Here is a 10694-nt window from a genome sequence, read left to right on the forward strand (position 1 = left end):
CCCCGCCTCGCCGCCGACCTGGACGCGCGCCTCGGTCCCGAGTTGGGACCCGAGGACTTCGTCACCGTCGTGCTCGCCGAGTTCGCGCCCGGCGAGCTCCGGCTCGTCAACTGCGGCCACCCGGCCCCGCTGCGGGTCGGGGCCGGTCTCGACCTGCTGGAACCCGGCGAGTCGGCGCCCCCGCTCGGTCTGGGGCCAAGGCCGTCCCAGTACCGTCACCGCCTGGACGACGGCGACCGGATCCTCTTCTACACCGACGGCCTCACCGAGGCCCGCGACCGCGACGGCACACCCTTCCGTCTTCTCGACGAGGCGGCCCACACCCTGCGCGACCCGCTCCCCGAGCAGGCTCTCGACGCCCTCCACGCCCGGCTGACCGCCCACATCGGACGGCTCCCCGCCGACGACCTGACCCTGGTCCTGTGCCGGCCCGAACTCGCCGGGGCACCCCTGCCGGTCACCGACGGCATGCTGCGCAGCTCCTAGTGGCGACCCCGTTCGAGGGGCCAAACGACCATGGGGTTAGCATATGAGCGCCGCCTAGCTCGATCGAGAGATAGATCTGTGACTGTCAATGAGGACTCGTTCACCAATTGGAAGACTCGCGAGGAGATCGCGGAGTCGATGATCCCGATCATCGGGAAGCTGCACCGCGAGCGGGACGTCACCGTTCTGCTGCACAGCCGCTCCCTGGTGAACAAGTCGGTGGTCAGCATCCTCAAGACCCACCGCTTCGCCCGGCAGATCGCCGGCGAGGAGCTGTCGGTCGTCGAGACGCTGCCCTTCCTTCAGACACTCACCACCCTCGACCTGGGCCCGTCCCAGATCGACATCGGCATGCTCGCCGCGACCTACCGCGCCGACGACCGCGGTCTGTCGGTCGAGGCGTTCACCGCGGAGGCCGTCGCCGGCGCCACCGGCGCCAACAAGATCGAGCGCGGCGAGGGCCGTGACGTCGTCCTGTACGGCTTCGGCCGCATCGGCCGGCTCGTCGCCCGGCTGCTGATCGAGAAGTCCGGCTCCGGCAACGGACTGCGGCTGCGCGCCATCGTCGTGCGCGGGGGCGGCGGGCGGGCCTCCGAGGATCTCGTCAAGCGCGCCTCGCTGCTGCGCCGCGACTCGATCCACGGTCAGTTCCAGGGCACGATCACCGTCGACGAGGCCACCGACACGATCACCGCCAACGGCAACGCGATCAAGGTCATCTACGCGAACGACCCGTCCGAGGTCGACTACACGGCGCACGGCATCAAGAACGCCATCCTCATCGACAACACCGGCAAGTGGCGTGACCGCGAGGGTCTGTCCAAGCACCTGCGCCCCGGCATCGACAAGGTCGTCCTGACCGCGCCGGGCAAGGGCGACGTCCCGAACATCGTGCACGGCGTCAACCACGACAGCGTGAAGCCGGACGAGCAGATCCTGTCCTGCGCGTCCTGCACCACCAACGCGATCGTGCCGCCGCTGAAGGCCATGGACGACGAGTACGGTGTGCTGCGCGGCCACGTGGAGACGGTGCACTCGTTCACCAACGACCAGAACCTGCTGGACAATTACCACAAGGCCGACCGTCGCGGCCGCTCGGCGCCGCTCAACATGGTGATCACCGAGACGGGTGCCGCCTCGGCCGTCGCCAAGGCACTGCCCGACCTCAAGGCGCCGATCACCGGCAGCTCGATCCGGGTGCCCGTGCCGGACGTGTCGATCGCGATCCTCAGCCTGCGCCTGGGCCGTGAGACCAGCCGCGAGGAGGTCCTCGACTACCTCCGGGACGTCTCCCTGAACTCGCCGCTGAAGCGCCAGATCGACTTCACCACGGCCCCCGACGCCGTCTCCATGGACTTCGTCGGCTCCCGCCACGCCTCGATCGTCGACGCCGGCGCCACCAAGGTCGACGGCGACAACGCGATCCTCTACCTCTGGTACGACAACGAGTTCGGCTACTCCTGCCAGGTCATCCGGGTCGTCCAGCACGTCTCCGGGGTGGAGTACCCGACCTTCCCGGCGACGGCGGTCTGATCCCGGCGCACCCGTCGGCGGCGCCCTCGCGGCGCTCCCGGCGGCTGCGGGCGGATCCCTCCGGCCACACCACGTCGACGGGGACGCCCGCCGCCCGGGCCTCGAGCACCGTGTCGGCGGTACCGCCTCCTCTGCCGGTGGGCGGAGTGCCGTCCCATACGGCCACGAGCCGGTCGGCACGTTCGACGAGAACGCTGTTCGCCGCCTCGTAGGCCTTTCGGCCGGCGGTCTCGATCGGCAGAACGACCACGTCCTCGGCGGCCTTGACCAGGTGGTCGAACACGGGTGCGTGGTCGGGCCGCACCCGGGCGCGGCGGTAGTCCCGGGAGGGGATGACGACGGCCAGCCGTCCGCCGACGGCGAGCACGGCCTCCGCGAACAGCGTGTCGGCACCCCTGGCGAGACAGGAGACCCCGACCAGCTCTCCGTCGCCGGCGTGACGCCGCAGGAGCTCGTCCAGGGCCGCGCGCACCAGGACGGCGGTCTCCGCCGTGAGGTCGATGTGCCCGGTCACCGCGATCGTCGTCATGGAGCACCCCTCTCAGCGGTCGGCGGGCTCCTGGAGCGTGTAGCCGTGGCGGAGGATCACCTTCAGCGAGCCCATGGCGACCACACGGTCCGCCTCCTGTTGCTCATGGGTCAGTTCGCAGTACGGGACCAGCAACGGGTGGGTCTTCCTGCGACGGCTCAGACGGCGGCCGTACCGCCAGCCCTCGGACAGACGTTGGCGGGCCCAGTTGTCGTGGGCCTCCTCCGCGAGGATCTCGATCAGGGCGTGCAGGCTGTCGGGAAGCTTCACGTCCAGAGTGCTGGGGGGTGGGGGCGTCCAGGGCTGCCGCCTGGCCCGTCGCCTCATCCCGCTCGCCTGGGCGGGCTGGGCCAGGCCAACCGGATCGCTTCCACGACCAGGGTGGCGGCGACGTCGGCCGCGTACTGCTTCCAGGGCTTCTCCTGTTCCGGACGGGCCGAGTTGACGGAGATGCCGTCGGTCGCGGTTCCGGCCACCGCGCACACCATCGAGAACGACACCTGGGTCCGGCCCGCCCTGCGGGCCTGGGTGACGGCACGTGCCGCGTTCGCACCGCCGAGCTCGACGGCCGCGAGCCCGGGCCACTCCACGAGCACCGGGCGCAGGGCCGGGTCCCCGCTGCCGTCGACGGCGGCGTCACCCGAGGCGACGGGGCCGACCACGACACGCGGGCTGTCGCTCCGGGGGCCGCCTGGTGGCCGCTCGAAGATCCTCTCGGTCCAGTACGTGTAGTTGAGGCGCATGCTGTCGCCGAGCGCGGCCACCCCCTCGTGCGCCAGGTGACTGCGGTCGGTTCGCGGCAGACAGGTCTGTTCCAGCTCGTCATACGCGTAGCCGTACAGCCGGTTGGAGATCACCACGTCGCCCGGCACGAGGTCGGGCGCGATGCCCCAGCAGGCTCCGACGAAGACCACCGTCTCGGGCTGGTGCTCCTCGATCGTGGCGGCGACGGCGTTGGCGACGCCGTCCGGGCCGCCGCAGGGCTGTGCCACGACCACCTCGTAGGCACTGCTGCGGCCCACCGCTTCGATGCTCGTACGGATCCACTCGCATCCGGTGCCGTGCCGCTCGGTCTCGGTGAGCGAGCCGGAGCTCTCCAGATGCCGGCGCAGTGCGTCGTGGGCCTCGGGCAGCAGCGTGACGATCGCGATGTCGCACCGGCGTCCGGGCGCGGCGGCCGACTCCCCCGGCGTGCCGCCGCGTTCCTCCAGTCTGCGGCGCCCGACGAACTCGTTGTCCACGTCGTCGCTGATGACCGCGACCTGTTCGTCCTGGGAGAGGTGACCGATGGCGCGCCCCTGGAAGGTGACCTGCCGTGCCACGCCCGGCCCCAGGAAGTAGGGCAGGATCACCAACCGGCCGTCGGCGCGCAGCCGTTCGGCGATGTTGTACTCCTCCCGGCAGTACTCGCTCGCCCAGTAGTGCTGGCTGATGAGCGGCAGGAACAGCCGGCACGCGGCGACGTTCGCGTACAGCTGGCTGCGCCAGTCCGCGCCGAGTTCGATGGTGTTGCGGCGCAGGTAGTGGAAGTACGAGACGTTGTGCAGTTCGAGGCTGCGGCCGACTCGTTGAGCGAGCGAGTCGTCGCCGCGGGCGTTGCTCAAGAAGACGCTGCCCTGCGCCCGCCCGAGGCTGTGGAAGTATCCGACGCCCTCGTCGTAGGTCTCGAACTCCAGCCGAGGTTGGTAGAACCGGGCCACCAAGTCCCGTAACCGGTCCGCGAGTTCCTCCGGGTCGCTCCAGTGGACGGCGATACGGTCCGCCGGTTCGGCCGCCCGCAGAGCCTCTCCGCTCAGCAGTTTCGACGGCTGGGGTTGGTAGCGGCCGTCCGGGGGTTCGTGGATGAGCTTGAGCGTAGGCCTGAAGCGTCCACTGAGCTGGGGGAAGACCCAGGGCTCAGCGAACGGGGAGGCGACGTCGACCACGATGAAGTCGCATTCGTCGACGGCGAGCAGGAACTCGAACGAGTCCCGGAACTCCAGGCTGATCGTGCGAGCCCGGTATCCGACGTCCTCGACCGCCCGCCGTATGTGCGGTTCGGCGGCGCGGTAGGCGGAGTCGTCGGGCAGGATCAGTCCGACCGTGCCGAGGAGGCCTCGGGTGGCGTCATCGGCCGGCCCGCTCCGCCCGGCCAGGCGTCCGATGGCGGACTTCACCCTGTCCGCGTCCGGCAGTTGACGGCGGTTGAACGCCACGCGCTCCTCGTCGGCGGCCGGAAAGAAGCCCGCCGACACCCCTGACTCCATGAACACGAGCCTTGGCTTCCTCGCCTGCAGGGCCAAGTCGTGTTCGTACACCATGAAGGGCGAGGCACGGTACCAGCGCTCTTCCTGACGATGCGTCACCACACCGACGAAACAGGCACTCTGATCCATCATCAGTTCGAGATGGGTGGGAGACAGGGGGTTCGTCTTGGGGTCGACCGCGAAGGTGAAGCCCTCGTCCCAGAAGAGTTTCCAGAAGTGCTCGTTCAGCTCGCGGTCCTCGGCCCAGTAGCTGTGACTGAAGTAGGCCGGTATTCGGCTGACGCCCGCCATCACTTCTCCCCACCGTCGGCTCACCTATCCCCCCGCACGCCCCCGGCTACACCCCGAACGCCAAGAAATCCGGTGAAACCGAGCAGAACCGGTCGAGGAGAATAGCGGCCAACTGCCTAGACTGGTACATGACTTCGCCGCACTTCGCGCGTCCGCTCATAGCCGTCATCGGCAGCACCGACCCCCACCGCTCCTTCACCCATCCCCTCAGGTCCGCCGATCTCGCTCCCGAGGCCTGCCGACAGCTGGGCAGGGAACTCGCACGGGCCGGCTGCGATCTGGCCGTCTTCTCCAGCAGCCCCGAGTACATCGAGACGGACGTCGTGGCCGGATACGCGGACGCCTGCACCGAGGCGGAGCCGGGCCGGGTGGCGGCCTTCCCGCCACGCCACAGCGATGTCGACTTCGCTCTGCCGCCGGATGCCCATGTCCGTATGGAGATCCTCCGCGACAGCAGCGGCGAGTGGGAGGTGGCCTTCTACCACACCCTCCTGACCTGCGACGGTGTGCTGCTCATGGGTGGGGGCCAGTCCACCCGGGTGGCCGGGATCATCGCCCTGGCACAGCGTCTGCCGTTGGTGTCTGTGGCGGCGTTCGGCGGCGGCGCCGGCCAGGTGTGGATCAACTTCGACAAGGTCCGCAACGACGCGGACGACTCGGACATCCGCCTGATGGGCGACAACTGGTCCTCGGTGTCCGCCGCGCGGCTGATCGCCTGTCTCCTGCGGCAGCGCGAGCGCAGGCTGCAGAACATCGCGGAGCGCGCACAGGGAGAGCGTACGGCGGCTCGGCGTTCGGCCCGGGGGCTCACCGTGGCGGCCGTGTGCATGCTCGCCTCTCTCGCGGCGCTGGTGACGGCCGAGCAGTCGCGGCAGGCGGGCGCCCTGGATCTGCTGGTCCTGGTGGGCGCACCGCTGGTGGCCTCCGCCGCGGGGGCCATCCTCCGCAACTCCTTCGAGAGCGATGTGCGTTGGGGGCGGGCCGCAGTGCGGGGCCTGGGTGCCGGGCTGGTCTCCGTCCTGCTCTACTTCGCCTCCCAGCTGCTGACCGTCCCCGCTCTCCTCGACGACCTGGACGTACGCCGTCTGCTGTTCTTCACCATCCCGCTCGGCTTCACCGCGGGCTTCACCTTCGACCTCGTCTTCGAGCGGCTCCGCTCCGGTGCGGCGGGCCCGCCGACCGTCCAACCCCCCGATCCCCTGGCGCCCGGAGCCTCCCGTCCCCCGAACAGCGACGGTCCGCGGAACTGACACCCCAACTGCTCCACCCCTCCCAGCCGTTGACCCGGACCTGAGGCGACAGCAGAATGAGCGCGCACTCCTGAGAGCGCTCTCAAACGCGCCCGCCGCTTCGATTCGAGGAGACCCATGACCGGCAGCCAAGGCCGCCCCGCGTTCAATCGCCGCGCACTCATCGGAACCGGACTCGGTGCCGCGGTCGTCCTCGCCGCCGGTTCGGGCACCGCCCGCGCGTCGGAGCGGGCCACGGCCTCCGCCCGGAGCCGGGCCCAGGCCTTCCTCGCCGCCGCCATGGACGCCTACCCGGACCACGGCACGATCCGCCTCGCCCAGAGCTACACCGACCAGGCAGGCCTGTTCAGCACGGCGTTCACCTACGACAACGCCCTCGCGATCCTGGCGAACCTGGCCTGCGACACCAAGGGCGGCAGATCCCGCGCGGCAACACTCGGCGACGCTCTTCTCTACGCACAGGCCAACGACCCCGACCACGACGACGGCCGACTCCGGCAGGCCTACAACGTGGGGCCGTACACCTTCTACGACGGCACCCTCCAGCCCGACGGGTTCGTGCGGGCGGACGGAAAGGCCAACATGGGTTGGCAGTTCGGCTTCACGGGCACCGCCGTGGGCGACATGGCCTGGGCCGGCATCGCCCTCGCGGCGCTGGCCCGGCGGACCGGGGAGCGCCGCTTCCTCGCCGGTGCCGTGCGGATCGGCGAGTGGATCGACCGCATCGGCCGCACCGACGAACCGCTCGGCGGTTTCAAGTTCGGGGTCGACGGGGCGAACGTGAAGCTGCCGTTCACCTCGACCGAGCACAACACCGACCTGATCGGCCTGTTCGGTCAGCTCGCCCGGCTCACCGGGGACCGGGTGTGGCGGGAACGGCGTGCGGCCGCCGGGGCGTTCGTCAAGAAGATGTGGGAGCCGGACGGGGGCTTCTTCTACACCGGCACCAACGACGGCGCGACGATCAACAAGTCGCCGATCCCCGAGGACACCCAGACCTGGACACACCTCGCCCTCAACTCCCCCGTGTACGGCCGCTCGTTGGACTGGGCCGCCACCGAACTGGCCGTTCTGGACACGCCCGAGCGCCCCAACAGCACGGTCCCCGCGGGCCAGTCGTACGAGGGCGTCACCTTCAGCTCCGCGAGCCTGCTGGCCAACGAGGGCGCCCCGATCGCCGACGGCCAGCCCCGGCCGGACCGCAACGGAGTGTGGTTCGAGGGCACGGCCCATCTGGCGCTCGCCCTGCGCCACCGCCAGGACTCCGGGGACGAGAAGCGCGCCCGGCGCCTGATCGCCTCCATCGAGCGGGCCCAGGATCTGCTGGGCGCCGACCAGACGTTCGGCGGCAAGGGCGTGGCCGCCAGGTCCGGGGTCGTGTCGGCGAGCAGCCCGCTCGACACCGGTTTCGGATTCGGCTACTACCCGTACCGGCACACCGGCGCCACCGCCTGGTACCTGCTGGCGGCCGCGAGGTCCAACCCGCTCAAGGCCTAGCCCTCCGCCGTCACCAGCCCCGCGATATGGGCGGTGACGGTGTCGAGGATGTCGGTCCAGGCCCCTTCGTCGCCGAGTACCAGGTAGTTGAGGGTGAGCCCGTCGGTCATGGCGGCCAGATAGCGGGCCAGCGCGGAGACGGGCACCCGGAGCCGGAAGTCGATGTCCTGGCACAGCTGCTCGATGAGCTCGGTGTAGAGCTCGCCGTACAGTTCGTACTGCCGCCGCGCCAGCTGCTCGAACCCCGGCTCGCGCAGGGCGTACTGGGTGAGTTCGTAGGTCAGCATGTGCTCGTCGGGGTGTGCGCGCACATGGTCCCAGTACGCCTGGAAGCCCGCCCGGACGGTCTCCTCGAGGGTCTCCCGGGGCTTGAGCGCCTCCTTCACGATGATCACATAGTGGTCGGTGATGGTGGTGATGACGGACTCGATCAGTTCCTGCTTGGAATCGAAGCAGTAGTGGAAGACGCTCAGGGAGACGCCCGCCTCGGCGGCGATGGACCGGGTCGTGGTCTTGGCCACGCCGTCCCGGGCCATCGCCCTGATCGCCGCCTCCGTCAGCTGCCGACGCCGTTCGATCGACGGCATCCGTGCCATGTGCGGCTCCCCCGTGCTCGTCAGGCGCTGTTCACGCCGACCTCGTGGAGCGAGTATCCCCAGTCGGTGCCGCGGTCGAGGCCGTGGACACGAACATAACGGGCCGGTGTGCCGGCGAACTTGGCCGTGTCCAGGCCGCCGTCGCCGGAGGTGGTGGACCAGGCGGTCTGCCAGTTGGTGCCGTCCGTGGAGAGTTCGACGCGATACGACTTCCCGTACGCGCGCTCCCAGTCGAGCGTGACGCGCGAGACCAGGTTGGTGGAGCCGAGGTCGACCTGCCACCACTGGTCGTCGCTCCAGTCGCTGGCCCAGCGGCTGTCGCCGTCGCCGTCCACGGCGCGCCCCGGCTGGTAGCTGGTGAACGGGTTGGACTCGGACGAACTCGCGGTCGCGGTACGGCCCTTGGCCAGATTGACGCCGGCCTGGTGCTGCTCGGAGGCGCCCCAGGTGTCGAGGTAGGACTCGGCACCGCGGAACAGGTCGTCGACGACGTCCTGGCCGCCGACGTGCCGGATGTCCTCGATCCAGTCCGGGATCAGGCCGACGTTGGCGCCGCCGTCCGTGTTGAAGTCGAAGGTGCGCGAGCCGACGGTCTGCTTGTCGATGACGGAGCCGCCGTCGACGCTCTTGAAGGGATACGTCACCTTGTTCGTGGCGTCGGCGCCGCGCGGGGCGGGATGGTCACCGATGCCGTTGAAGTCGGTGCCGTAGCCGTAGCCGACGTCGTACTTGGCACGCAGCGCGTCGGTCCGCTTCGCCTCCGTGCTGAAGCCCTCGGAGCCGTGCATGTACTGGGCGACGAAACCGCCGAGGGAGTAGACCCGCTCGGTCCAGTTGAGGTCCATCCAGCTGTGCGAGGAGAGCACGCCGGGGTAGGAGGCGGCCTCGAACATGTCGAGGACCTGGCCGGTCGCCTTGACGCTCATGTGGTCGATCTCGAGCATCATCTTGCGTTTCATCATGCCCTGGACGGCGTACTCACCGAGGTCGGTGAGCCCGCGGACGTTGCACTGGGCGTTTTCGTCGTACTCCGGGACATCGGTGCCCGCCGGCAGATCCGCCTCCGCCTCGGACGCGGCCGTTCCGATGGGGTTGTCGTGCTGGGGGCCCGTGCACTTCTCGGTCTTCCAGAAGGTGCCGGTCGACAGGAACTGGCCCACGTTGATGGCCGTTCCGAGGCCGCCCTCGTCGAAGCGGACGCCGCACAGGGCGTTGTCGAACTTGTGACACAGGAACATGCTGCGCACACCGAGGTCGTAGAGCTCGTCGAGCCCCTTGTCGATGTCCGCCTTGCTGCACTGCGCGATGTCGAGGATCTGCTTGCAGCCGAACGGCTCGGAGGTCTCGACGCCCAGGATCACGGCGAGTTTGCCCTGCTGGATGACCTGGCGGGCCTGCGCGGTGTCGGTGACGATCCGGAACCAGCCCTTGCCCGCGCCGCCGTACATCGCGTCGACGTAGTCCTGGAGCTGGTAGGTCAGCTTGGCCTGCAGCCTGATCGAGGTCATCTCGTCACAACTGCGGTCCTTGAACGGGTAGACGGAGCAGATCATGCCGTTGGTGACGAGGTCGTTGACGAGCACCCGCTGCCCGCCGCGCCAGGCGCGCTCGATCCAGGCGTAGTAGTTGGCCTGATGGGTCATCGAGTCGTACGCCGGCCAGTCCTTGAACGTCGGCCAGCCGACCGGGTCGTGCTTGCCGTCGCCGCCGTGGGTGATGTAGTCGAAGATCGCGAGGGTGCCGTCCGGGTAGTGCTCGGGGCAGTCCTTGAGCGCGTCGGCGACGCCCGCGGTGGAGAAGACCTTGCCGCAGATCAGCCGGCCGCCGAAGGCCTCGTTGGAGAACAGGTGGTTGTGCGCGTCGACGAACCCGCGTACCTCACCTGCGGAGTTGGTGCCGGTGAACGGCTCGCCGGTGACGTTGATCTGGGAGTCCGGCGTAGGACGCGCGCTCGGGTTCCACCAGTCGCTGGCGGCCGCCGAACTCGGCGTCGGGCCGAGGGCGATGGCCAGGACGAAGAGGAGCAGCGACACGACGGTCACGTCTTTGCGCCTGCGATACGAACATCGAGTCATGGTCGATACCACGCCCCTCGGTCGGCGCCCCATGAGTTTGTCATGACCGGCGCAATCTGTTCGACGAGGATGGCTACTGGCGAGTTACGAGTCAATAGTCCGGGACGCTTGACCTGATAAGTGCCCGGCGTGCGCAGTGTCTTGACGTGTTCATTTTCGTCGATGAGCATGCCTTGAGCCTGATCGCTTCT

9 protein-coding genes and 1 pseudogene are annotated in these 10694 nt (G+C 69.3%); 4 read left to right on the forward strand and 6 right to left on the reverse strand.

Annotation, left to right across the window (positions count from 1 at the left end; all coding sequences use genetic code 11):
- The first annotated feature begins 42 nt into the window (after positions 1-42).
- A complete protein-coding gene (locus OHU89_RS07145) occupies positions 43-486 on the forward strand; it encodes a PP2C family protein-serine/threonine phosphatase (protein WP_405640962.1) in 444 nt (147 codons plus the stop codon).
- A 78-nt stretch (positions 487-564) separates the two neighbouring features.
- Entirely contained in the window at positions 565-2019 is a 1455-nt protein-coding gene (locus OHU89_RS07150) for a glyceraldehyde-3-phosphate dehydrogenase (protein WP_266896232.1), read from the forward strand.
- A gap of 46 nt (positions 2020-2065) precedes the next feature.
- Here OHU89_RS07150 and OHU89_RS07155 read toward each other — a convergent pair.
- From OHU89_RS07155 to OHU89_RS07165, 3 genes and pseudogenes are all read right to left on the reverse strand, one after another.
- Positions 2066-2548: pseudogene (locus OHU89_RS07155) on the reverse strand (hypothetical protein); the annotation flags it as partial.
- 12 nt (positions 2549-2560) lie between these two features.
- Positions 2561-2875, reverse strand: coding sequence for a RyR domain-containing protein (locus OHU89_RS07160; protein ID WP_405640964.1), 315 nt, complete (start codon positions 2873-2875; stop codon positions 2561-2563).
- Complete coding sequence (locus OHU89_RS07165; RefSeq protein ID WP_405640966.1) at positions 2872-5085, reverse strand: TIR domain-containing protein; 2214 nt, start codon at positions 5083-5085, stop codon at positions 2872-2874. Before OHU89_RS07165 ends, OHU89_RS07160 begins: the two co-directional genes overlap by 4 nt.
- Before the next feature lie 128 nt (positions 5086-5213).
- Between OHU89_RS07165 and OHU89_RS07170 the strand changes: the two genes are divergently transcribed.
- Complete coding sequence (locus tag OHU89_RS07170; RefSeq protein ID WP_405640968.1) at positions 5214-6335, forward strand: hypothetical protein; 1122 nt, start codon at positions 5214-5216, stop codon at positions 6333-6335.
- Positions 6336-6452: 117 nt separating this feature from the next.
- Positions 6453-7832, forward strand: a complete 1380-nt coding sequence (locus OHU89_RS07175; RefSeq protein WP_405640970.1) for a Tat pathway signal sequence domain protein — start codon at positions 6453-6455, stop codon at positions 7830-7832.
- On the opposite strand, the gene OHU89_RS07180 is transcribed toward OHU89_RS07175, so the two are convergent.
- From OHU89_RS07180 to OHU89_RS07190, 3 genes are read right to left on the reverse strand one after another with little or no spacing between them, the layout of a single operon-like run.
- Positions 7829-8428, reverse strand: coding sequence for a TetR/AcrR family transcriptional regulator (locus OHU89_RS07180; protein WP_405640972.1), 600 nt, complete (start codon positions 8426-8428; stop codon positions 7829-7831). The genes OHU89_RS07175 and OHU89_RS07180 overlap by 4 nt on opposite strands.
- 20 nt (positions 8429-8448) lie before the next feature.
- The gene (locus OHU89_RS07185) at positions 8449-10503 is read right to left on the reverse strand and encodes a discoidin domain-containing protein (RefSeq protein ID WP_405640974.1); all 2055 of its coding nucleotides are present in this window, start codon (positions 10501-10503) and stop codon (positions 8449-8451) included.
- Entirely contained in the window at positions 10500-10673 is a 174-nt protein-coding gene (locus OHU89_RS07190) for a hypothetical protein (RefSeq protein WP_266896222.1), read from the reverse strand. The genes OHU89_RS07185 and OHU89_RS07190 overlap by 4 nt, the downstream gene beginning before the upstream one ends.
- Positions 10674-10694: the final 21 nt, after the last annotated feature.

The sequence above is a fragment of the Streptomyces sp. NBC_00019 genome (genome assembly GCF_045041015.1).
Lineage (GTDB): Bacteria > Actinomycetota > Actinomycetes > Streptomycetales > Streptomycetaceae > Streptomyces.

Bases quoted from the DNA above. Each gene is read 5' to 3' on its own strand.
- OHU89_RS07175 (WP_405640970.1), top strand. From the start codon at position 6,453: ATGACCGGCAGCCAAGGCCGCCCCGCGTTCAATCGCCGCGCACTCATC.
- OHU89_RS07190 (WP_266896222.1), bottom strand. From the start codon at position 10,673: ATGCTCATCGACGAAAATGAACACGTCAAGACACTGCGCACGCCGGGC.
- OHU89_RS07165 (WP_405640966.1), bottom strand. From the start codon at position 5,085: ATGGCGGGCGTCAGCCGAATACCGGCCTACTTCAGTCACAGCTACTGG.
- OHU89_RS07180 (WP_405640972.1), bottom strand. From the start codon at position 8,428: ATGGCACGGATGCCGTCGATCGAACGGCGTCGGCAGCTGACGGAGGCG.
- OHU89_RS07185 (WP_405640974.1), bottom strand. From the start codon at position 10,503: ATGACTCGATGTTCGTATCGCAGGCGCAAAGACGTGACCGTCGTGTCG.
- OHU89_RS07170 (WP_405640968.1), top strand. From the start codon at position 5,214: ATGACTTCGCCGCACTTCGCGCGTCCGCTCATAGCCGTCATCGGCAGC.
- OHU89_RS07160 (WP_405640964.1), bottom strand. From the start codon at position 2,875: ATGAGGCGACGGGCCAGGCGGCAGCCCTGGACGCCCCCACCCCCCAGC.